Genomic DNA, 23,443 nt, shown 5'->3' with positions numbered 1-23,443 from the left:
CACACTGGTTACTTCACGTCAAACCGATCCAAATCCATCACTCTCGCCCAGGCGGCAACAAAATCACGCACAAACTTCTCGTGTGCATCGCTGCTGGCGTAGACTTCAGCCAGCGCGCGCAGGACGGCGTTTGAACCAAACACCAGGTCCGCGCGGGTCGCGGTGTATTTCACTTCGCCACTGGCGCGATCGCTACCGGCAAACAGCTCGTTTGAGTCGTCGGTCGCCTTCCACTGGGTATTCATATCCAGCAAGTTCACGAAGAAGTCATTGCTCAGCACGCCCTCACGGTCGGTGAACACGCCATTCTTGCTGCCATCGAAGTTTGCCCCGAGTACGCGCAGACCGCCGACCAAAACCGTCAGTTCGGGTGCGGTCAGCGTCAGCTGCTGCGCTTTGTCGATCAGCAGTGATTCGGTGGTTGACGTATCCACCTGCGCACGGTAGTTGCGGAAGCCATCGGCAATCGGCTCGAGCAGGTTAAACATCTCGATATCCGTCTGGTCCTGGCGCGCATCCACGCGGCCCGGCGTAAACGGTACGGTAACGTAAACGCCTGCCGCTTTCGCCGCCTGCTCAACGCCTACCACGCCCGCCAGCACGATGATATCGGCCAGGGAGGCTTTATTGGTGGTGCGCTGGATGGCTTCCAGAGCCGGTAATGCACGTACGGCAGCGGCGTTCACATCCCAGTCGCGCTGAGGCGCCAGCGCCAGACGCGCACCGTTGGCGCCGCCACGCTTGTCGCCACCGCGGAAGGTCGATGCAGACGCCCAGGCAACGGAAACCAGCTCACTCACGGAGAGACCCGAGGCAATGATTTCCGCTTTCAGGCTTTCAATGTCTTCTTTCGAAGGATTGAACACCGGCTGAGGCAGCGGATCCTGCCAGATCAGATCTTCTTTCGGCACTTCCGGACCAATGTACCGCGCTTTTGGGCCCATATCGCGGTGAGTCAGTTTGAACCACGCGCGCGCAAAGGCTTCGTTGAAAGCTTGCGGATCGTTCAGGAAGCGGCGAGAAATTTTCTCGAATTCCGGATCAAAACGCAGCGTCAGGTCGGTGACCAGCATCGTTGGTTTGCGTTTTTTCGACGGGTCGAACGGGTCCGGCATAATTTCTGGCGCATCCACGGCTTCAAACTGAATGGCACCTGCCGGGCTGCGGGTCTGGACCCACTCATATTTGAACAGGTTCTCGAAGAAGTAGTTGCTCCACTGGGTCGGAGTTTGTGACCAGATAACTTCCAGACCGGACGTAATGGCATCTGCACCAACGCCTGTACCGTGCGTACTCGCCCAGCCCAGGCCCTGCGCTTCAATCGGTGAGGCTTCAGGGTCGGTGCCCACATGTGTGGCTTCACCTGCGCCATGGGTTTTACCGAGCGTATGACCACCGGCGATCAGCGCCACGGTCTCTTCGTCGTTCATGCCCATATTGCCAAAGGTCGCGCGGATGGCTGCCGCCGCGGACAGTGGTTCACCACTGGCGTTTGGCCCTTCCGGGTTAACGTAGATCAGGCCCATTTCGGTTGCGGCCAGAGGACGCTTCGCCAGCGCTTCCGGGTCACGGTGGGTCAGCCAAGCTTTTTCATCGCCCCAGTTCACGTCCAGATCCGGTTCCCAGACGTCTTCACGACCCGCACCGAAACCAAAGGTGCGGAAACCGGAGTTTTCCAGCGCCACGTTCCCCGCCAGGATGAACAGGTCAGCCCAGGAAATTTTTTGCCCGTATTTTTGCTTGATGGGCCACAGCAGACGACGCGCTTTATCCAGACTGACGTTATCGGGCCAGGAGTTCAGCGGTGCAAAACGCTGTTGGCCGCGTCCTGCCCCGCCGCGTCCATCAACGGAGCGATAAGTACCCGCGCCGTGCCACGCCATGCGAATAAACAGGCCAGCATAGCTGCCCCAGTCAGCAGGCCACCACGGCTGAGAGTCGGTTAAAAGCGCCTTGAGATCGCCTTTGAGGGCAGAGTAGTCGAGTTTGCTAAACTCTTTGCGGTAGTTGAAGTCTTCACCCAGCGGGTTAGAACGGTTGGAATGTTGGTTAAGAAGGTCAATGCGGAGTTGCTTTGGCCACCAGTCACGGCTGCTTGTACCTGCTCCCGCGCTGTGATCGGCGCCGCCGTGATGGAACGGGCATTTGCCGGCTGATGCTGCGTTATTGGTCTCGTCTGACGTGCTCATCGCTATGCTCCCTTGTACAGTGTTACCGTTACGATATACACCACTAGCAATAAGATATAGTTGAAATAATCCACAGATTCGATAGTTAATACCTTTTAACTATCTGTTTGATTAAAAAGCCCTCATTTTATAAGGGCTTTCTATTTTTTTATGCCGGACGAACGCCCAGGGTGTGACAGATGGCATAGCTCATTTCCGCGCGGTTGAGCGTGTAGAAGTGGAAATCCTTCACCCCTTCGCGGCTTAAGATCTTCACCATGTCCATCGCGATGTTAGCGCCCACCAGCTTGCGGGTCTCCGGGTCATCGTCCAGCCCTTCATACATTTTGGACATCCACAGCGGAATGCGCACGTTGGTCATATCAGCAAATTTCTTCGCCTGTTTGAAGTTAGAGACCGGCAGGATCCCCGGGATAATTTCAACGTCGATGCTCGCGGAAACGCAGCGGTCACGGAAACGCAGGTAGCTCTCCACATCAAAGAAGAACTGGGTAATCGCGCGATTGGCACCCGCATCCACTTTACGCTTCAGGTTGAGCAGGTCCGCCTGGGCGCTTTTCGCTTCCGGATGAACTTCAGGATACGCGGCGACGGAGATATCAAAGTCGGCCACGTCTTTCAGCAACGCGACCAGGTCGGCGGCATACATTTCCGGCTTGCCGCTTCCCGGCGGCAGATCGCCGCGCAGGGCGACAATATGACGGATACCGTTGTTCCAGTAGTCCTGGGCAATGGCACGTAACTCGTCACGGGTGGCGTCGATACAGGTGAGGTGCGGCGCAGCTTCCAGACCGGTACGGTCTTTAATGCCTTTGATGATGCTGTGCGTGCGGTCGCGCTCGCCGGAGTTCGCACCGTAGGTCACGGAGACAAACTTTGGCTTCAGGCTGCTCAGGCGATCGATAGAGCTCCACAGGGTTTGCTCCATTTCACTGGTGCGCGGCGGGAAAAATTCAAAAGAGACGTTAATCTGGCCGTTTACTTCGGCCAGGCTCTGATTCAGTGCTTCCCGCTGGTTGGCGTGAAAAAAGCTCATACCTTACCTCTATCTGTCGCGTGTCATTGTTTGTTGTATTGTGAACTTCTATACGTTTAGACGTCCAGATGTAAAAATGACGGAAAAGCGGAGGGACGTCAACATAAATAATCAACAATAACGGTGAGGTTTGCTCAGGGAAGATGAAGGAAATTCATGATGGGGTGAGCGCGGTCCGATGCCCTCACCCTGGCCCTCTCCCACAGGGAGAGGGAAATGTAGACGTTACAGCAGCTTAGCCAGACGGTTGATGTCGGACTGGATCGCTCCGGCGGTGACATCGCGCCCCGCGCCCGGGCCACGGATCACCAGCGGGTTATCGCGGTACCAGCGGCTTTCGATCGCGAAGACATTATCGCACGGCAGCAGCGCCGCCAGCGGATGGTCAGGTCGCACCGCCTCGACGCCGACACGGGCTTTACCATTGGCCTCAAAACGCGCCACATAGCGCAGCACCAGCCCCATCTCGTTCGCCGCTTCCAGACGCTGCACCATCTGCTCGTTAAGCTCTTCACCATTTTCAAAGAAATGGTCCACAGACCCTTCTTCACAGCCAGCAGGCACCAGGGACTCGACGCGGACGGCATCCGGCTCGATGTCGTAACCCGCTTCGCGCGCCAGAATCACCAGCTTACGCATCACGTCTTTACCGGAGAGGTCAACACGCGGGTCAGGCTCGGTTAAGCCCTGCTGCCACGCCTGATCCACCAGGTCGGTAAACGGTACGGTGCCGTCAAACTGCAGGAACAGCCAGGAGAGCGTGCCGGAGAAGATCCCGCTCAGCGCCAGAATGCTGTCGCCGCTTTCAATCAGGTCACGCACGGTGTGGTTAACCGGCAGGCCCGCGCCAACGGTGGCGTTATACAGCCAGTGGCGGCCTGTTTTTTCAAACGCGTCGTGGATCTGACGGTATTTATCCGTGCTGCTCGCCCCCGCCAGCTTGTTGGCGCTAATGACGTGGAAACCGTGGCTGGCGAAATCCAGATACTGATCCGCAAGCTGTTCGCTGGCGGTGACGTCCAGCACCACCAGATCGTCATACGGGTGCGCGCGCATCCACAGGAACAGCGACTCTTCATCCTGCTCGACGGCCTCATCGTTAAAGAAGGCCAGCGCCCGGCTGGCGTCCAGCCCTTCGTAATTCAGCAGGCTGCGGCGGCTGTCCACCACGCCTGCGAGAATGAATTCAAACCCGGTACGTGCCGAAAGCGTCACCTGCTCACGGGCGAACAGCTCCAGCCAGCGGGAACCGATGTTGCCTTTACCAAACAGCACCAGGCCGATGCGTTTTTCCGCGCGGAACAGGGAGGTGTGCAGACCCTGAATCAGGCTTTCGGTTGGCCCTTTACGCAGCACGGCGACCAGGCTGATGCCCTCTTCTGACTGCCAGGTAAATTCAACCGGCTGGCCTTTCAGCTGCTGCCAGAAGCGGTGGCAATGCAGCGGGTTACGGGTGACGCCCGCCCCCACCATCGCCACCAGCGCCAGCCCCTGACGCAGGCGAAGCTCGCCCGGCAGGCCCGCTTCATCCAGAATCTTCAGGGCACTGTCCGCCACTTCAGCGGTATAGCAGAACTGCAGCAGCTGGCGGTCGTTATGCACGCCAACGGCCAGCGGACGCACCTGGGCACGCTTTAACACCAGGTCGATATCTTTATGCGCCAGCTTGAAATCCTGGCCCGCGGGCACCTGGAACTCAATCAGACAGATGTCGTCGTGGCTGGTGACAATACGCGCGCCCGTACCGGACGCCAGCACGCGCTCGATACGCGTAGAGCCTTGATCCGGGGTATAGCTACAGCGCAGCTGCAGGTCGATATCGCTGCCGGACACCGGCTGCAACGTGCGGGCGTGCAGCACGGGCGCGGCCAGGCGAGCGAGCTCGCTGGCTTCGTCCAGACGCAGCAATGGCAGCAGGCAGGCATCTTTCACCTTGCGCGGGTCCGCGCTGTAAACGCCGGCCACATCGCTCCAGATGGTCACGCGGGACACGCCCGCCAGCGCACCGATTTGCGTTGCCGAATAGTCAGAACCGTTACGGCCCAGCAGCACGGTTTCGCCCGCGTTGCTGCGGCTGATAAAGCCGGTGACAACAATACGTTTGCCGGGATGCTGCACCAGGAGCTGTTGCAGCAGCGGATAGGATAACCCTTCATCCACCTGCGGCTGTGCGGCGCGTTCGGCGCGGAGGAAATCACGGGCGTCGAGCCAGGCGGCATCCACACCCAGATGTTGCAGCACGGCAGCCATCAGACGTGCAGACCACACTTCACCGTGGCCCACCACTTCGGCATACACCGCGTCGGTGATCCCGCTGTCCAGCAGGGCCGCCAGACGTTCAAGATCGTGCGTAAAAGCGCTGATCAGCCCGTCGGCAACGTCCGCTGGCAGCAGGCCAGCAATCAGTTCGCTCTGATAGCGGCGTAAGGACTGTTGCACCTGATGCGCAGAAAGGCGATCGGTCTGGCTCAGTTTCAGCCAGCTAATCAACTGGTTGGTGGTGCTGCCCGCCGCGGAGACAACCATCATGTCACCCGGCTGTGAATACTCCGTCATGATCCCTGCAACGCGCAGATAACATTTCACATCAGCAAGACTACTACCACCAAACTTGTGCAGCTGACGACCCTTCGCCCCTGCCTGCGCTATCACACTCATGATTACCCCTTGGCTGCGACCCGGAAGCCATTTTCCAGATCGGCAATTAAATCTTCAGAATCTTCAATACCGGTCGAGATACGCAGCAGCGTCTCGGAAATCCCGGCGGCGGCACGTGCTTCCGGTGCCATACCGGCGTGCGTCATGGTTGCGGCGTGGGAGATCAAGCTTTCAACCCCACCTAATGATTCCGCCAGCGTAAACAATGACAGCCCGCTCAGGAAGCGACGCAGCGTTTGCTCGTCGCCGTCCAGTTCAAAACTTAACATCGCGCCAAACCCTTTCTGCTGGCGCGCGGCAATCTCGTGCCCCTGGTTTTCCGGCAGCGACGGGTGATAAAGCTTCTTCACCAGCGGCTGGGTTTTCAGGAAATCGACAATGGCCTGGGCATTGCGCTGCGCCACTTCCATACGCGGAGAAAGCGTACGGATGCCGCGCAACAGCAGGTAGCTGTCGAACGCCCCGGCGGTGACGCCAATGTTATTGGCCCACCATGCCAGTTCCGTGACAACGTCGGGATCTTTTGCAATCACCACGCCCGCTACCACGTCAGAGTGGCCGTTCAGATATTTAGTGCATGAATGCAATACCAGATCAGCACCCAGTGCGAGTGGGTTCTGAAGGGCCGGACTGAGGAATGTATTATCCACTACACTTATCGCTCCCGCATCCCTTGCGAGCTGACAAATTTTCGCAATATCGACAACGCGCAACAATGGATTGCTTGGACTTTCCACCAGAACGAGCTTTGGTTTCTCTGCCAGCGCCTGTTTCAGCGCCTGTTCGTCGTTTTGATCGACAAACAGCACGCGATAGCAGCCGCGTTTCGCCAGGCTATCAAACAGGCGATAGCTGCCGCCATAGCAGTCGTGCGGGGCCACCAGCAGGTCGCCCGGCTTCAGAAATACCGTCGTCACCAGGTGAATCGCAGACATCCCGGTGTTGGTCAATACGGCCCCTGCGCCCCCTTCCAGCTCGGCCAGCGCACGCTGGGTCACATCACGCGTAGGGTTGCCACGACGCGAGTAGTCGTGCGCGCGGGGTTCATTAAATCCGGTGAAATTGTAGGTACTGGAAAGATGAATCGGCGGGACAACGCAGCCGTACTGCTCGTCATCATTTAATCCGCTACGCACTGCAATAGTGGCCTGTTTACGCGTCATGGTGAGGGCTTCCTGGCGAATGAGGTGAAAAGTCAGGCACCAGAGTAAACATTCAAATTATGGACGTCAATACATCTGGACATCTAAACTTCTTTGCGTATAGATTGAGCAATGCGCAAATAGCCGTTAAAATTATATGCTTTAGTGCACGCTGCAGCGGCAATATCCGTGCCACGGTATCGTGTCTACGGTAAACTACGCAAGATTACGGTTCAAAACGGGCAGTGACCGGTTTGCACCTTTAGATTAATGACTGAGAGGATTAAAGGTATCTCATGGCTGAATGGAGCGGCGAATATATCAGCCCATACGCTGAGCACGGTAAGAAGAGTGAGCAAGTAAAGAAAATTACGGTTTCCATTCCTCTGAAGGTGTTGAAGATCCTCACCGATGAACGTACGCGTCGTCAGGTGAACAACCTGCGTCACGCGACCAATAGCGAACTGCTGTGCGAAGCGTTCCTGCATGCGTTTACCGGTCAACCGTTGCCAAACGATGACGATCTGCGCAAAGAGCGTAGCGACGAAATCCCGGAAGAGGCGAAGGTGATCATGCGTGAACTGGGTATTGACCCGGATACGTGGGAATACTGAGAAGCGGATACAAAAAAGGCACCTTGCGGTGCCTTTTTTTCGGGAAACTTATTTAGCGCCCGGGATGCTGAAACGCTTGTTGAAGCGGTCAACACGGCCACCGGTTGCAACATCACGCTGCTTACCAGTGTAGAACGGGTGGCATTTGCCGCACACGTCCAGGTTCAGATCGTGACCCACGGTGGAGCGGATCTGGATAGAGTTACCGCAAGAACAGTTTGCAGTAATCATTTCGTATTTCGGGTGAATATCTTTTTTCATGGGAGAACCTCAGTTAAGGCCGCGTCGCTCTTCCAGCCCTAACGCCAGACACCACGCGATGTTGAATGTAAGTTCTTTGGCGTAAAGTACACCAAAGGCGGCGAATCATACAGAATTTGACCAACGTATGCAAACTGATCCGCACGCCGCTTTCACTAATGTGTATACTAACGCGCCACTTTTCAAGTCAGGAAGATTCGATGCCCGTCGCTCACGTTGCCCTGCCCGTTCCGCTTCCCCGCACCTTTGACTACCTGCTGCCCGACAGCATGAGCGCCAAAGCGGGCTGTCGCGTGACCGTGCCGTTTGGCAAACAACAGCGTGTGGGGATCGTTGTTTCCGTCAGCGATAAAAGCGAACTCCCCCTTAATGAGCTGAAATCGGTCATTGAGGTACTGGACAGCGAACCGGTTTACTCCACCAGCACCTGGCGACTGCTACTGTGGGCGGCTGATTACTACCATCATCCGATTGGGGATGTCCTGTTCCACGCCCTGCCCATCCTGCTGCGCCAGGGTAAGAGCGCCAGCCATGCGCCGATGTGGTACTGGTTTGCCACCGAGCAAGGGCAAGCCGTAGACATTAATAGCCTCAAACGATCGCAGAAACAGCAGCAGGCGCTGGCCGCTCTGCGCCAGGGTAACATCTGGCGGCATCAGGTCGACGAACTTGAGGTGAGCGAAGCCGCTTTACAGGCCCTGAGAAAGAAAGGTCTGAGCGAGCTGGCAAGCCAGGCCCCAGCCCTTCACGACTGGCGCGACGGCTTCTCCGTTTCAGGGGATCGTCTGCGCCTGAATACCGAACAGGCCACCGCGGTCGGCGCCATTCACAGCGCCTCGGACAATTTTTCTGCCTGGCTGCTGGCGGGCGTCACCGGTTCCGGTAAGACCGAAGTGTATCTGAGCGTGCTGGAAAACGTGCTCGCGCAGGGCAAACAGGCGCTGGTCATGGTGCCGGAAATTGGCTTAACCCCTCAAACCATCGCTCGATTCCGCGAGCGCTTTAACGCGCCGGTTGAGGTCCTGCACTCCGGTCTGAACGACAGCGAACGCCTCAGCGCCTGGCTGAAAGCGAAAAATGGCGAAGCGGCGATTGTGATCGGCACCCGCTCGTCGCTGTTTACGCCGTTTAAAAATCTTGGCGTGATCGTGATCGACGAAGAGCACGACAGCTCCTATAAGCAACAGGAAGGCTGGCGCTACCATGCCCGCGATCTGGCAGTTTATCGCGCCCACAGCGAGCAAATTCCGATCATTCTCGGCTCCGCCACCCCTGCGCTCGAAACCCTGCACAACGTGCGCCAGCGCAAATATCATATGCTGCGTCTGACGCGCCGTGCCGGGAATGCCCGTCCGGCCATTCAGCACGTGCTCGATCTAAAAGGTCAGCAGGTTCAGGCCGGGCTAGCACCCGCATTGATTACCCGCATGCGTCAGCATTTGCAGGCGGGCAACCAGGTAATTCTGTTCCTCAACCGCCGCGGATTTGCCCCCGCCCTGCTGTGCCACGACTGCGGCTGGATTGCGGAATGCCCACGCTGTGACCACTACTACACCTTCCATCAGGCACAGCGCCACCTGCGTTGTCACCACTGCGACAGCCAGCGTCCGGTGCCGCGCCAGTGTCCATCGTGCGGGTCAACGCATATCGTGCCGGTCGGACTAGGAACGGAACAGCTTGAGCAGGCGCTGGCGCCCTTCTTCCCTGACGTTCCAATCTCTCGTATCGACAGAGACACCACCAGCCGCAAGGGCGCGCTGGAACAGCAGCTCGCGGAAGTACATCGCGGCGGGGCGCGCATTCTGATTGGTACCCAAATGCTGGCAAAAGGGCACCACTTCCCGGACGTCACGCTGGTCGCCCTGCTGGACGTGGACGGCGCGCTGTTCTCTGCGGATTTCCGCGCGGCCGAGCGTTTTGCCCAGCTCTATACCCAGGTGGCCGGACGGGCAGGGCGCGCAGGCAAACAGGGCGAAGTGGTTCTGCAGACGCACCACCCTGAGCACCCGCTGCTGCAAACCCTGCTGCACAAAGGCTATGACGCTTTTGCCGAGCAGGCGCTGGCCGAACGACAGACCATGCAACTGCCACCGTGGACCAGCCACGTCATCATCCGCGCGGAAGATCATAACAACCAGCAGGCACCGCTTTTCCTGCAGCAGCTGAGAAATCTCCTGCAGGCCAGCCCCCTGGTGGATAATCAGCTGTGGATCCTGGGTCCGGTACCGGCGCTGGCGCCGAAACGCGGCGGACGTTTCCGCTGGCAAATTTTGCTCCAGCATCCTTCGCGGATCCGTTTACAGCACATTGTTAGCGGCACGCTGGCGCTGATCAACACCCTGCCTGAAGCACGTAAAGTGAAGTGGGTACTGGACGTCGATCCCATCGAAGGCTGAAGACGGATCGAAAAATTTAACGCTCCTCACACTTTTTATGAAAATTCTGTAACCGATTCCATTAACTATCTGTAAAAATGGTGATGTCAGAAGTTCGGTGTTCAGGCGAGGAGAAGACGTTGAAGTCCAGGAAAGAGGTTGCCACGGCGACCATGAAAGACGTTGCCGAGAAAGCACAAGTCTCAACGGCAACCGTGTCCCGCGCATTAATGAACCCGGATAAAGTCTCCCAGGCGACCCGCAACCGGGTAGAGCAGGCTGCGCTTGAAGTGGGTTATTTCCCACAGGCGATGGGGCGCAACGTCAAACGCAATGAATCACGCACAATCCTTGTGATTGTGCCGGACATCTGCGATCCCTTCTTCAGTGAGATTATCCGCGGTATCGAAGTGACGGCGGCGGAACAAGGGTATCTGGTGTTGATTGGCGACTGCGCCCATCAGAACCAGCAGGAAAAGACCTTTATCGACCTTATTATCACCAAGCAGATCGATGGCATGCTGCTGCTTGGCTCGCGCCTGCCGTTTGACGCCAGCATTGAAGAGCAGCGTAATTTACCGCCGATGGTCATGGCTAACGAGTTTGCCCCTGAACTGGAGTTGCCGACGGTCCATATCGATAACCTCACCGCCGCATTCAACGCGGTGAACTATCTTCAGGAGCTGGGGCATAAGCGCATTGGCTGTATTGCCGGGCCAGAAGAGATGCCGCTGTGCCACTACCGCCTGCAGGGCTACGTTCAGGCACTGCGCCGTACTGGCGTTACCGTCGATCCGCACTACATTGCCCGCGGTGATTTTACCTTCGCAGCCGGTGGCCAGGCGCTGGAGAAGCTTCTGGACCTGCCTGAACCGCCCACCGCCGTATTTTGTCACAGCGACGTGATGGCGCTGGGCGCGTTATCATACGCCAAACGCCGCGGCCTGCGCATACCGAAAGATTTATCCATCATCGGATTCGATAATATTTCGCTTTCAGAATTTTGCGATCCGCCGCTCTCAACGGTCGCGCAACCGCGCTATCAAATCGGTCGCGAAGCGATGCTGCTTCTGCTGGATCAGCTTCACGGTCAAACAGTTAGCAGCGGCTCGCGGTTGCTGGACTGCGAACTGATAGTCCGGGGCTCTACCCAGGCATTGACTTAACGTAAACGTCTTTAGGACACCCTTATCTGGTCAAAGCCCCGCCGCTTAAGTAACATGGCGGGCTGACGAACGAATAAATACAGCGAAACGATAGTGGCACAACGAGATTATGTACGTCGCGGCCAGCCGGCACCTTCGCGACGCAAAAAGAGTAGCTCAAGGAAAAAGCAACGTAGCCTGCCTGCTGTCTCGCCAGCAATGGTCGCTATTGCTGCGGCTGTTGTCGTCGCCTTTATTGGTGGTCTGTACTTCATCACGCACCATAAAAAGGAAGAGTCCGAGGCGCTTCAGGCCAGTAAAGTGGCCGGTAATGGCCTTCCTCCGAAACCTGAAGAGCGCTGGCGCTATATCAAAGAGCTGGAAAGCCGCCAGCCTGGCGTGCGTGCGCCTACCGAGCCCTCTGCCGGTGGCGAGGTGAAGAATGCCGATCAGCTGACGGACGAGCAGCGCCAGTTGCTGGCACAAATGCAGGCCGATATGCGCCAGCAGCCGACGCAGCTGAACGAAGTGCCATGGAATGAACAAACGCCAGCGCAGCGTCAGCAAACGTTGCAGTTGCAGCGTCAGCGTCAGGCTCAAATTCAGCAGCAGCAACAGCAGCAGTGGACGCAAACTCAGCCGGTACAGCAGCCGAAGGCACAGCCTTACCAGCAACCGCAGCAGCAGACGCGTACGGTACAATCTCAGCCTGTTCAGCAGCAGCCAAAAGCACAGCCGCAAAAACAGGCGGCTCAACCGTATCAGGATCTGCTCCAGACGCCAGCGCATACCACTGCACAGCAGCCTAAAACGCAGCAGGCTGCGCCGGTGACCAAAGAGACCGAAGCGCCGAAGCAGACGGCGGAGAAAAAAGACGAACGTCGCTGGATGGTACAGTGCGGTTCGTTTAAAGGTGCGGAGCAGGCCGAAACCGTGCGTGCTCAGCTGGCATTTGAAGGGTTTGATTCACGCATTACCACCAATAACGGCTGGAACCGCGTGGTGATTGGCCCGGTCAAAGGCAAAGAAAACGCCGATGGCACCCTTTCTCGTTTGAAAGTGGCCGGCCACACAAACTGCATTCGACTCGCCTCCGGGGGTTGAAACCCCCAAAATCTCCCCCATCTATCATTTAATTCAGCCCTGAGCACAGGCTCAGGGCTTCTGTTTCCCGAATTTGTAACCAGGGGGTCTGCTCGTGACAACAATAGTAAGTGTACGCCGTAACGGCCATGTGGTAATCGCCGGTGATGGCCAGGCCACGCTGGGTAATACCGTCATGAAAGGCAACGTGAAGAAAGTCCGTCGTCTCTATAACGACAAAGTGATCGCCGGTTTTGCAGGCGGTACAGCTGATGCCTTCACGCTGTTTGAACTGTTTGAACGCAAGCTTGAGATGCACCAGGGTCATCTGGTGAAAGCGGCCGTTGAGCTGGCAAAAGACTGGCGTACCGACCGTATGCTGCGCAAGCTCGAAGCGCTGCTGGCGGTAGCCGATGAAACCGCTTCGCTGATCATCACCGGTAACGGTGACGTTATTCAGCCGGAGAATGACCTGATTGCCATCGGCTCTGGCGGCCCTTATGCCCAGGCTGCAGCCCGCGCGCTGTTGGAAAATACCGACATGAACGCACGTGATATCGCGGTGAAGGCGTTGGATATTGCAGGTGATATCTGCATCTATACCAACCATAACCACACCATCGAAGAATTGACCTCCAAAGCGTAAGGATCTCCCATGTCTGAAATGACCCCACGCGAAATTGTCAGCGAACTGAACAAACACATTATCGGCCAGGATAACGCCAAGCGCTCCGTGGCTATCGCTCTGCGTAACCGCTGGCGTCGTATGCAGCTTGACGAAGAGCTGCGCCATGAAGTGACGCCGAAAAACATTCTGATGATCGGCCCAACCGGTGTCGGTAAAACCGAAATTGCCCGTCGTCTGGCGAAGCTGGCGAACGCGCCTTTCATCAAAGTCGAAGCCACCAAGTTCACCGAAGTGGGCTATGTGGGTAAAGAAGTGGACTCCATCATCCGCGATCTGACCGATTCGGCGATCAAAATGGTGCGCGTCCAGGCGATTGAGAAAAACCGCTATCGCGCGGAAGAGATGGCCGAAGAGCGCATTCTCGACGTGCTGATCCCACCGGCGAAAAACAACTGGGGCCAGGCTGAGCAGCAGGCTGAACCGTCTGCCGCGCGTCAGGCATTCCGCAAAAAACTGCGTGAAGGCCAGCTGGATGATAAAGAGATTGAGATCGATCTTGCTGCCGCGCCAATGGGTGTAGAAATCATGGCACCTCCTGGCATGGAAGAGATGACCAGCCAGCTGCAGTCCATGTTCCAGAACCTGGGCGGCCAGAAGCAGAAAGCACGTAAGCTGAAAATCAAAGATGCGATGAAGCTGCTGATTGAAGAAGAAGCGGCGAAGCTGGTGAACCCGGAAGAGCTGAAGCAGGATGCTATCGACGCGGTTGAGCAGCACGGCATCGTGTTCATCGACGAAATCGACAAGATTTGTAAGCGCGGCGGCAACAGCTCCGGCCCGGACGTGTCCCGTGAAGGCGTTCAGCGCGACCTGCTGCCGCTGGTTGAAGGCTGCACCGTCTCCACCAAGCACGGTATGGTGAAAACGGACCACATCCTGTTTATCGCTTCCGGCGCGTTCCAGGTTGCCAGCCCGTCTGACCTGATCCCGGAACTGCAGGGTCGTCTGCCGATCCGCGTTGAACTGCAGGCGCTGACCACCGAAGATTTCGAACGCATCCTGACCGAGCCAAACGCCTCTGCGACCGTACAGTACAAAGCGCTGATGGCGACCGAAGGCGTGAACCTGGAGTTCACCGAAGACGGTATCAAACGTATCGCCCAGGCCGCGTGGCAGGTTAACGAAACCACCGAAAACATCGGTGCGCGTCGTCTGCACACCGTGCTGGAACGCCTGGTGGAGGATATCTCTTATGATGCGAGCGACCTTAACGGTCAAACCATTACCATTGACGCTGAATATGTGAGCAAACATCTTGATGCGTTAGTGGCAGATGAAGATCTTAGCCGTTTTATCCTATAATCGCGGTTATTGCATTCTCATCACCGTTAATGGGGGCTAATGCCCCCATTTTTATTGGCTAAATACTTATGACTGATATCAGCCGTACTCAGGCGTGGCTCGAAAGTCTACGCCCTAAAACGCTTCCTCTGGCCTTTGCCGCCATTATCGTCGGCACGGCACTTGCCTGGTGGCAAGGTTATTTTGATCCTCTGGTCGCTGCGCTGGCATTGATTACCGCAGGGCTGCTGCAAATTCTCTCCAATCTCGCTAACGACTACGGTGATGCGGTGAAAGGCAGTGACAAACCTGACCGTATCGGACCGCTGCGCGGGATGCAGAAAGGGGTGATTACCCAGGCACAGATGAAGCGCGCGCTGATTATCACCGTGGTACTGATTTGTTTATCGGGTCTGGCACTGGTGACGGTCGCCTCGAAAACCACCAGCGACTTCATCGGCTTCCTGGTGCTGGGCTTGCTCGCAATTATCGCGGCCATTACCTACACCGTCGGTACGCGTCCTTACGGGTATATTGGCCTCGGGGATATCTCCGTGCTGGTGTTCTTCGGCTGGCTGAGCGTGATGGGGAGTTGGTACCTGCAGGTGCATACCGTTATCCCTGCCCTTTTCCTGCCCGCAACCGCCTGCGGTCTGCTGGCGACGGCGGTACTCAACATAAATAACCTGCGCGATATCGACAGCGACCGTGAGAACGGTAAAAATACGCTCGCGGTACGTCTGGGGCCGGTCAATGCGCGCCGCTATCATGCCTGCCTGCTGATTGGTGCCCTGGTTTGTCTGGCGCTGTTTAATCTGATCTCACTGCACAGCGTATGGGGCTGGCTGTTTATACTCGCCGCGCCGCTGCTGATTAAGCAGGCCCGCTTCGTCATGCGTGAACTTAGCCCGGCCGCGATGCCGCCGATGCTGGAACGAACGGTAAAAGGCGCCCTGCTGACTAACCTGTTGTTCGTCATTGGGATTGTCTTAAGCCAGACGCTCAGTTAGCTGACAAATATCAATTAACAATTGATGATTTTGCCAACAACGCATTTAGCACGATATACTGAACACATTCGCAGCAACTGAGCGGTAAACCTATGAAATACGATACCTCCGAGCTTTGTGACATCTACCAGGAAGATGTCAACGTCGTTGAACCGCTGTTCTCCAACTTTGGTGGACGGTCGTCGTTTGGCGGACAAATCGTCACGGTGAAATGTTTCGAGGACAACGGGTTGCTGTATGATCTGCTCGAACAGAACGGTCGTGGCCGCGTTTTGGTCGTCGATGGCGGCGGTTCCGTGCGTCGCGCTCTGATAGATGCAGAGCTGGCCGGCATTGCCGTGCAGAACGAGTGGGAAGGCATTGTGGTGTACGGTTCCGTGCGCCAGGTGGACGATCTCGAAGACCTGGATATCGGGATTCAGGCGATTGCGGCCATTCCGGTAGGCGCAGCAGGTGACGGTATCGGTGAAAGCGACGTCCGCGTCAATTTTGGCGGCGTGACCTTCTTCTCCGGCGACCATCTGTACGCTGATAACACCGGGATTATTCTTTCGGAAGATCCGCTGGATATTGAGTAAACCAGGAAGGCCATTTGATGTTCAGATGGCCTTCTTCATTTTTATTCATCCATATCATAGTGAATAACTCGTATCTCCAAATCCCCGTTTGATTTCTCTACTGAAACACTGATCATTTCGTGGCGTTGCGGATAAGTGTTCACCCACATCTCAAGCTGCTCAACGAGTGCATCGGCATCGCTTTCTTTTATATTTGTAAAAATTATCTCATTGGTTCTTAAACCACTTCCCTCATCTGTCTGACTCAGGAAATACCAGCGGTTCGATACTCTAGGAACCCTTTTAACAAGATCGGGGGTCATTAGATGATAACGGAAAAAATCGTTTTGTGTATAACATTCTGGTACAAAAACTCGTGCAGCCCAAAATATGTACCCTGCCCCTATCACAATTAAAAAAAAACTAATAAGAAACAGCTTCGATATTTTCATAAGGTTAACTCACGAACGTACGCTGGATTAGCCTGAGGTGTGATCGAACTCATAAATGCAGGTAAATTTCCCTGGTAAGGTCTAAGATTATCTTTTTTTTCATAAGGATCAGGAAACAGAAGAGGAAGCACGCTTTTATTTTTGTATTCACCCACGGGTCCATAATGGTCCCAAATGCGGTACGCTTTCTCTTTCAGACATATATTCAGAAAAGAAGTATAATCCGCATAATTCACCGCCTGGCAAAAACCGAATAAATTTGAAACAAGATCTTCAGCGCTATATCCACTATCGGTTAAAACAATATAAGGCCAGAAGTCCTGAATTGATTCAAACTGATGAGATGTCGCCATCAATATTGATAGTGCCACACCCTGTAAAACACGCTCACTAAGTCCTCGGCGGACTAAAAATCGTCTGTATATACCGGTAGTAATGCTTATTCCAGCAAAATGAGTGGACATACTCTGGTGATAATTGACTTCGAACCATGTGTCATCTCCGCCATGCGGGATAACCATTTGCTGCCACAACCTTTCGGCTCCTGCTGGGTTAGCATGGCCAAGATCGATCCATCCTAAATTTTCTGTATAGATGAGACCTTTAGGCGTATCACGGCTTATGTATCGATCTGAATTATCAATAATATCGCTTCGTTTCGTCATCTCGCGTTCCGTGTGAGTTGTCGTATCAAGCGAGTCTATTTCGATGGAATAAAAAAGGCACGCATTTAGCGTGCCTTTTGTACGAATTCGGAATTACACTTCTTCCATACGTCCCAGCAGCGCCTGCAGGCGATCCTGCCAGCCGTTCTGCTGTTCGCGCAGCTGGTTGTTTTCACGCTCCAGTTCTTCGCGGCTGTGCTGCGCGTTCTGCACTTCCTGCGCCAGGCTGTTGTTTTTCTCTTTCAGCTCTTCAATTTCCATTTGCAGCAGCGTGATGGTGTCAATCGCCTGCTGTACTTTCGATTCCAGTTTCTCAAACACTTCTAAAGACATGATGCTACCTCTCCTGAATTGCAAGGCGACGCTTTAACGTAAACGCGCACGACATATTCCATCGATTGTATGGAGCGCGGCGCTCTGTGTCCAGCGACACGCCGCGCAGATCGCGGTTTGCAACACTTTTCGGTCTCGTCCTGGTGCGTTCGCGGCATATACCACTAAGTTGTTAACTCATTCGTTAATGAAATGATTCAGCTCACATTCCATTACTGATGCAAAAACGCGCTTTATGGCGCGAAAACGCTCATTTTATTGACACAGACCACACATTTTGATTTCGATATTTCTCGTTTTTGCTCGTTAACGATAAATTAACACTATGTCTACAGGGCATCGTGGCTGTCACGGGCGACCACGCTAACAATAAACATCAATTTCTTCAGGATTCCGATTATGAGTCAGACATCAACCTTAAAAGGCCAGTGCATTGCCGAGTTCCTTGGTACCGGGTTGTTGATATTCTTCGGAGTGGGCTGTGTCGCTGCACTGAAAGTGGCGGGTGCCAGTTTTGGTCAGTGGGAAATCAGTATCATCTGGGGTCTGGGCGTGGCGATGGCCATCTACCTGACTGCAGGGGTTTCTGGTGCACATCTTAACCCGGCGGTGACTATCGCACTGTGGCTGTTCGCGTGCTTCGACGGACGCAAAGTTGTTCCCTTCATTCTTTCTCAGTTTGCCGGCGCGTTTTGTGCAGCGGCGTTAGTTTACGGGCTTTATTACAATCTTTTCATCGACTTCGAACAGACGCATCATATGGTGCGCGGCAGCGTCGAAAGTCTGGATCTGGCAGGCATCTTCTCAACCTATCCAAACCCGCATATCAATTTTGTGCAGGCGTTCGCAGTTGAAATGGTGATTACCGCTATTCTGATGGGCGTTATCCTGGCGCTGACCGACGACGGAAACGGCATTCCGCGTGGCCCGCTGGCCCCCTTGCTGATTGGTCTGCTGATTGCGGTGATCGGCGCATCCATGGGCCCGCTGACCGGGTTTGCGATGAACCCGGCGCGTGATATCGGACCGAAAGCCTTCGCGTTTATCGCGGGATGGGGCGACGTGGCCTTTACTGGCGGGAAAGATATCCCTTACTTCCTGGTACCGCTTTTTGCGCCGGTGGTTGGGGCCGCGCTGGGCGCGTTTAGCTACCGCAAATTAATTGGTCGCCACTTACCGTGCGACACCTGTGTGGAAGAGGAGAAGCAAACGACTTCTACCGCACAACAAAAAGCTTCGCTGTAATCTGACTACGGGACACATACCATGACCGAAAAAAAATATATCGTTGCGCTCGACCAGGGCACTACCAGCTCCCGCGCTGTCGTAATGGATCATGACGCGAACATTGTCAGCGTGTCTCAACGTGAATTTGAGCAAATTTACCCTCGTCCAGGCTGGGTAGAACATGACCCAATGGAGATCTGGGCTTCACAAAGCTCAACGCTGGTTGAAGTACTGGCGAAAGCCGATATCAGTTCCGACGAGATTGCCGCTATCGGTATTACCAACCAGCGTGAAACGACGATTGTCTGGGAACGCGAAACCGGTAAGCCTATCTACAACGCTATTGTCTGGCAGTGCCGCCGTACCTCAGAAATCTGTGAACAGCTGAAGCGTGACGGGATGGAAGAGTACGTGCGCAGCGCCACCGGTCTGGTGGTTGACCCGTACTTCTCCGGCACCAAAGTGAAGTGGATCCTCGACCACGTGGAAGGTTCACGCGAGCGTGCAAAACGCGGCGAGCTGCTGTTCGGGACCGTTGATACCTGGCTTATCTGGAAGATGACCCAGGGACGCGTTCACGTTACCGACTACACCAACGCCTCGCGTACCATGCTGTTCAACATCAACACCCTGGAGTGGGATGACAAGATGCTGGACGCGCTGGATATCCCACGCGCGATGCTGCCTGAAGTGCGCAAGTCTTCAGAAGTCTACGGTCAGACCAACATTGGCGGTAAAGGCGGCACCCGTATTCCTATCGCCGGTATCGCCGGTGACCAGCAGGCGGCACTGTTCGGCCAGCTGTGCGTCAAAGAAGGGATGGCGAAGAACACCTACGGCACCGGCTGCTTTATGCTGATGAATACCGGTGAGAAAGCGGTGAAATCAGAAAACGGCCTGCTGACCACCATCGCCTGCGGCCCTCGCGGTGAAGTGAACTACGCCCTGGAAGGTGCGGTGTTTATGGCGGGTGCGTCTATTCAGTGGCTGCGTGACGAGATGAAGCTGATTAGCGATGCCTTCGACTCCGAATACTTTGCGACCAAAGTGAAGGACACCAACGGTGTGTACGTGGTGCCAGCGTTCACCGGCCTGGGCGCACCGTACTGGGATCCCTATGCACGCGGTGCGATTTTCGGTCTGACGCGTGGTGTGAACTCGAACCACATTATTCGCGCCACCCTGGAATCCATTGCCTACCAGACGCGCGACGTGCTGGAAGCGATGCAGGCAGACTCCGGCATTCGTCTGCACGCCCTGCGCGTGGACGGCGGTGCGGTAGCGAATAACTTCCTGATGCAGTTCCAGTCCGACATTCTGGGTACCCGCGTTGAGCGCCCTGAAGTGCGTGAAGTCACGGCGCTGGGTGCGGCGTATCTTGCCGGTCTGGCGGTAGGCTTCTGGCAGAACCTGGACGAGCTGCAGGAAAAAGCGGTTATCGAACGCGAGTTCCGCCCGGGCATCGAAACCACCGAGCGCAACTTCCGCTACAGCGGCTGGAAGAAAGCAGTGAAGCGCGCCTTGGCGTGGGAAGAGCACGACGAGTAATCCTATATTCCCTCTCCCATGAGGAGAGGGAGAGGGGCCCAGACAGCACCGGTCCCCTCTCCCCTCCCCACTCTGTGATAAACTTCGTGCAATTCTTTTTGATTGCACGAGTACCTCATGAAACGTGAACTTGCTATCGAGTTTTCCCGCGTCACCGAAGCGGCCGCCCTCGCAGGCTATAAATGGCTGGGGCGTGGCGACAAAAATACCGCGGACGGAGCTGCTGTCCATGCCATGCGCATTGTACTTAACCAGGTCAACATCGACGGCACTATCGTCATTGGCGAAGGCGAGATCGACGAAGCGCCAATGCTCTATATCGGTGAAAAAGTCGGTACCGGCAAAGGCGATGCGGTGGATATCGCCGTAGACCCGATTGAAGGCACCCGCATGACGGCGATGGGCCAGGCCAACGCGCTTGCGGTTCTGGCCGTGGGCGATAAAGGCTGCTTCCTTAACGCGCCGGATATGTACATGGAAAAGCTGATAGTCGGTCCTGGTGCGAAGGGCGCAATCGACCTCAGCCTGCCGCTGGAAGAGAACCTGCGCAACATCGCCAGAGCTTTGGGCAAACCCCTGAGTGAACTGACCGTGACGATTCTGGCAAAACCGCGCCACGACGCCACCATCGCGCAGATGCAAAAGCTCGGCGTGCGCGTGTTTGCCATTCCGGATGGCGATGTTGCCGCCTCAATTCTGACCTGCATGCCGGACAGCGAAGTAGACGTGCTGTACGGCATCGGCGGTGCGCCGGAGGGCGTGGTCTCGGCGGCGGTGATCCGCGCGCTGGACGGCGATATGCAGGCGCGCCTGCTGCCTCGGCATGAGGTGAAAGGCGACAGCGACGAGAACCGCCGTATCGGTGAAAACGAGCTGGCGCGCTGCGAAGCAATGGGTATCGAAGCCAATAAGGTTCTCGCGCTGAATGAAATGGCACGCAGCGACAACGTTGTCTTCTCCGCCACCGGCATCACCAAAGGTGACCTGCTGGACGGCATCACCCGCAAGGGCAATATGGCGACCACCGAAACGCTGCTGATCCGCGGTAAATCGCGCACCATTCGCCGCATTCAGTCCATCCACTATCTCGATCGTAAAGACCCGGACGTACAGACGCACATTCTGTAAAACCGTTTGATCGATAGAGCTTTCCGGCCCGAAGGGGCTGGAAATGTTTCCCACAAGTACGGAAGATAGAACAGAGAAACAGCACAGGAGAAGATCATGGCGGACTGGGTAACAGGTAAAGTCACAAAGATAGAGTTCTGGACCGATGCGCTATTTAGTCTCACCCTGCATGCTCCCGTTCACCCGTTTAAGGCCGGGCAATTTGCGAAGCTGGGGCTGGATGTCGACGGCGAACGCGTGCAGCGCGCCTACTCTTACGTTAACGCGCCGGATAATCCGGATCTTGAGTTCTATCTGGTGACCGTCCCGGACGGCAAACTCAGCCCGCGCCTTGCCGCCCTTAAGCCCGGTGACGATGTGCAAATTGTGAGTGAAGCAGCAGGTTTCTTTGTACTCGAAGAGATCCCTGATTGTGACACGCTATGGATGCTGGCAACCGGCACGGCCATTGGCCCCTACCTCTCCATTCTGCAATATGGCAAAGACCTTGAGCGCTTTAAAAACATCGTGCTGGTGCATGCTGCGCGCTACGCCGCAGACCTGAGCTACTTGCCGCAGATGCAGGCGCTGGAACAGCGATATGGCGGGAAGCTGAAAATTCAGACCGTCGTCAGCCGCGAAACCGTAGCAGGTACGCTGACCGGTCGCGTGCCGGCGTTAATTGAGAGTGGTGTGCTGGAAAACGCAGTGGGTTTGCCGATGACTGCAGACACCAGCCACGTCATGCTGTGTGGTAACCCGCAGATGGTTCGGGATACGCAACAGCTTCTGAAGGATACCCGGCAGATGACGAAACATCTTCGCCGCCGACCGGGTCATATGACCGCAGAACACTACTGGTGATCAGCGGTACTTCACCTCAAGGGTGTCTTTACCGTATTTATTTTCGCTCTGGGTGCCGATAAACGCGCCCAGATCGACAATCATCATCACGAAGATAACGGACGGCAGCAGTCTGCCCACCACCCAGGGAAGAATGGACGGCAGCATCCCCCAGTTCCCTGCGACCAGCATCCACGCCAGAATAATCAGAAAGGCCCACGCGCCGGAACGGCCACGATCGTGAAGACGCTTCACCACCACGGCCGCCGTTGGCCACAGCAAACAGACCAGCGCAAAAGCCGCCGTTTGCGTGCTCAACCAGGCATTGTACGCAACGAAAAACAGAAGCAGCATGGCGACAACCCACGTCGCCATCCAGACCCAGAAATCACGGCGTCCGATACGCCCTTTGAATGAAAACAGCCACTGCTGTATGGTCATGTAAGGTTCCTTATTATCATTTAGTCCGCATTTTACCCTGGAGTTGTGACCTTTTGACAAGCCGGGCAGATATCGTTTTAATCATGAGCACTTACGGCCAGGGGCAATGTTGATGAAAAGTTCGGCACACACTCTCTTCCTGTGTATAGCGATGCTTGGCGCGGGTTTTCCGCTGCACGCCGCCGACACGTCGGCCCCTACCACGGCACCCTATTTGCTGGCAGGCGCGCCGTCGTTCGATCAATCCATCAGTCAGTTTCGTGAAACCTTCAATCAGACCAACCCTACGTTGCCGCTGGATGAGTTTCGCGCGATTGATAGCTCTCGTGATACCCCAACCCTGACCCGCGCGGCGAGCAAGATAAACGAAAACTTGTATGCCTCCACGGCGCTGGAGCGTGGGACGTTAAAAATCAAAAGCATGCAAATCACCTGGCTACCGATCCAGGGCCCAGAGCAGAAAGCGGCAAAAACGAAGGCGCAGGAGTACATGAGCGCGGTATTACAGGCGTTTACGCCCGCGCTGACGAAAAAGCAAAGCCAGCAAAAGCTGCAAAAGCTGCTGGCCGCGGGTAAAAACAAGCGGTACTACGCCACAACTGAAGGGGCAATTCGCTATGTGGTGGCGGATAACGGCGAAAAAGGACTGACCTTCGCAGTTGAACCGATTAAGCTGGCGCTTTCTGACACCCTCGGCGGGGCGAATTAATGACAAAAAGCAAAGCCTTTCGAGGGAAAATCTCTATACTGATTCACAGACCATGCTGCCCGACAGGGCGGCCATATTC

22 protein-coding genes are annotated in these 23,443 nt (G+C 55.7%); 13 read left to right on the top strand and 9 right to left on the bottom strand.

Features of this window, described 5'->3' with window-relative positions; all coding sequences use genetic code 11:
• Positions 1-8: 8 nt before the first annotated feature.
• The 4 genes from katG to metB all read right to left on the bottom strand — a co-directional run bounded on the left by katG (position 9) and on the right by metB (position 7,046).
• Complete coding sequence (gene katG / locus O1723_RS00555; RefSeq protein ID WP_014885695.1) at positions 9-2,189, bottom strand: catalase/peroxidase HPI; 2,181 nt, start codon at positions 2,187-2,189, stop codon at positions 9-11.
• Positions 2,190-2,337: 148 nt separating this feature from the next.
• Positions 2,338-3,225, bottom strand: coding sequence for a methylenetetrahydrofolate reductase (gene metF, locus O1723_RS00550; protein WP_014885696.1), 888 nt, complete (start codon positions 3,223-3,225; stop codon positions 2,338-2,340).
• A gap of 225 nt (positions 3,226-3,450) precedes the next feature.
• Positions 3,451-5,883 (bottom strand): bifunctional aspartate kinase/homoserine dehydrogenase II, encoded by a 2,433-nt coding sequence (locus O1723_RS00545; RefSeq protein WP_023338878.1) that lies wholly within the window; start codon positions 5,881-5,883, stop codon positions 3,451-3,453.
• A 2-nt stretch (positions 5,884-5,885) separates the two neighbouring features.
• Positions 5,886-7,046, bottom strand: coding sequence for a cystathionine gamma-synthase (metB, locus tag O1723_RS00540; RefSeq protein ID WP_014885697.1), 1,161 nt, complete (start codon positions 7,044-7,046; stop codon positions 5,886-5,888).
• A 275-nt stretch (positions 7,047-7,321) separates the two neighbouring features.
• Here metB and metJ point away from each other — a divergent pair, with 275 nt between their 5' ends.
• Complete coding sequence (metJ, locus tag O1723_RS00535; protein ID WP_006179183.1) at positions 7,322-7,639, top strand: met regulon transcriptional regulator MetJ; 318 nt, start codon at positions 7,322-7,324, stop codon at positions 7,637-7,639.
• 48 nt (positions 7,640-7,687) lie between these two features.
• Here metJ and rpmE read toward each other — a convergent pair whose 3' ends face one another.
• Complete coding sequence (gene rpmE / locus O1723_RS00530; protein WP_003862040.1) at positions 7,688-7,900, bottom strand: 50S ribosomal protein L31; 213 nt, start codon at positions 7,898-7,900, stop codon at positions 7,688-7,690.
• Between the two features lie 200 nt (positions 7,901-8,100).
• On the opposite strand from rpmE, the gene priA reads away from it, so the two are divergent.
• The 7 genes from priA (at position 8,101) to rraA (ending at position 16,060) form a co-directional block, all read left to right on the top strand.
• Complete coding sequence (gene priA, locus O1723_RS00525; protein ID WP_014885698.1) at positions 8,101-10,296, top strand: primosomal protein N'; 2,196 nt, start codon at positions 8,101-8,103, stop codon at positions 10,294-10,296.
• Positions 10,297-10,415: 119 nt separating this feature from the next.
• Complete coding sequence (gene cytR, locus O1723_RS00520) at positions 10,416-11,441, top strand: DNA-binding transcriptional regulator CytR (RefSeq protein WP_014885699.1); 1,026 nt, start codon at positions 10,416-10,418, stop codon at positions 11,439-11,441.
• Between the two features lie 93 nt (positions 11,442-11,534).
• Positions 11,535-12,524 carry a cell division protein FtsN gene (gene ftsN / locus O1723_RS00515; RefSeq protein WP_014885700.1) on the top strand — a complete coding sequence of 330 codons (990 nt, stop codon included), beginning with the start codon at positions 11,535-11,537 and terminating at the stop codon, positions 12,522-12,524.
• A 94-nt stretch (positions 12,525-12,618) separates the two neighbouring features.
• Positions 12,619-13,149, top strand: coding sequence for an ATP-dependent protease subunit HslV (gene hslV, locus O1723_RS00510; protein WP_008501802.1), 531 nt, complete (start codon positions 12,619-12,621; stop codon positions 13,147-13,149).
• A 9-nt stretch (positions 13,150-13,158) separates the two neighbouring features.
• Entirely contained in the window at positions 13,159-14,493 is a 1,335-nt protein-coding gene (hslU, locus tag O1723_RS00505) for an HslU--HslV peptidase ATPase subunit (RefSeq protein WP_010436948.1), read from the top strand.
• A 68-nt stretch (positions 14,494-14,561) separates the two neighbouring features.
• Complete coding sequence (gene menA, locus O1723_RS00500; RefSeq protein ID WP_014885701.1) at positions 14,562-15,482, top strand: 1,4-dihydroxy-2-naphthoate polyprenyltransferase; 921 nt, start codon at positions 14,562-14,564, stop codon at positions 15,480-15,482.
• Positions 15,483-15,574: 92 nt separating this feature from the next.
• Complete coding sequence (gene rraA / locus O1723_RS00495) at positions 15,575-16,060, top strand: ribonuclease E activity regulator RraA (RefSeq protein WP_014885702.1); 486 nt, start codon at positions 15,575-15,577, stop codon at positions 16,058-16,060.
• Positions 16,061-16,101: 41 nt separating this feature from the next.
• Here the strand turns inward: rraA and O1723_RS00490 are convergent, their stop codons facing one another.
• From O1723_RS00490 to zapB, 3 genes are all read right to left on the bottom strand, one after another.
• Positions 16,102-16,491 (bottom strand): fibroblast growth factor, encoded by a 390-nt coding sequence (locus tag O1723_RS00490; protein WP_023336469.1) that lies wholly within the window; start codon positions 16,489-16,491, stop codon positions 16,102-16,104.
• The gene (locus O1723_RS00485; protein ID WP_248191075.1) at positions 16,488-17,156 is read right to left on the bottom strand and encodes a hypothetical protein; all 669 of its coding nucleotides are present in this window, start codon (positions 17,154-17,156) and stop codon (positions 16,488-16,490) included. The genes O1723_RS00490 and O1723_RS00485 overlap by 4 nt, the downstream gene beginning before the upstream one ends.
• A gap of 93 nt (positions 17,157-17,249) precedes the next feature.
• Positions 17,250-17,489, bottom strand: a complete 240-nt coding sequence (gene zapB / locus O1723_RS00480) for a septal ring assembly protein ZapB (RefSeq protein ID WP_008501806.1) — start codon at positions 17,487-17,489, stop codon at positions 17,250-17,252.
• Positions 17,490-17,888: 399 nt separating this feature from the next.
• On the opposite strand from zapB, the gene O1723_RS00475 reads away from it, so the two are divergent.
• From O1723_RS00475 to fpr, 4 genes are all read left to right on the top strand, one after another.
• A complete protein-coding gene (locus O1723_RS00475) occupies positions 17,889-18,734 on the top strand; it encodes an MIP/aquaporin family protein (RefSeq protein ID WP_248191074.1) in 846 nt (281 codons plus the stop codon).
• Between the two features lie 21 nt (positions 18,735-18,755).
• On the top strand, positions 18,756-20,264 hold the full coding sequence (gene glpK / locus O1723_RS00470) for a glycerol kinase GlpK (RefSeq protein ID WP_014885706.1): 1,509 nt from the start codon (positions 18,756-18,758) through the stop codon (positions 20,262-20,264).
• Positions 20,265-20,381: 117 nt separating this feature from the next.
• On the top strand, positions 20,382-21,392 hold the full coding sequence (gene glpX / locus O1723_RS00465; protein ID WP_023331601.1) for a class II fructose-bisphosphatase: 1,011 nt from the start codon (positions 20,382-20,384) through the stop codon (positions 21,390-21,392).
• Between the two features lie 96 nt (positions 21,393-21,488).
• Positions 21,489-22,235, top strand: a complete 747-nt coding sequence (gene fpr / locus O1723_RS00460; RefSeq protein WP_014885708.1) for a ferredoxin--NADP(+) reductase — start codon at positions 21,489-21,491, stop codon at positions 22,233-22,235.
• Here the strand turns inward: fpr and O1723_RS00455 are convergent, their stop codons facing one another.
• A complete protein-coding gene (locus O1723_RS00455) occupies positions 22,236-22,655 on the bottom strand; it encodes a DUF805 domain-containing protein (protein WP_014885709.1) in 420 nt (139 codons plus the stop codon). It abuts the gene before it with no gap.
• Positions 22,656-22,767: 112 nt separating this feature from the next.
• Between O1723_RS00455 and O1723_RS00450 the strand changes: the two genes are divergently transcribed.
• Complete coding sequence (locus O1723_RS00450; RefSeq protein WP_014885710.1) at positions 22,768-23,364, top strand: DUF1454 family protein; 597 nt, start codon at positions 22,768-22,770, stop codon at positions 23,362-23,364.
• Positions 23,365-23,443: the final 79 nt, after the last annotated feature.

This window comes from Enterobacter cloacae complex sp. HYC080_NIDB (genome assembly GCF_056673325.1).
This window is presented reverse-complemented; position numbering and strand designations above follow the sequence as displayed.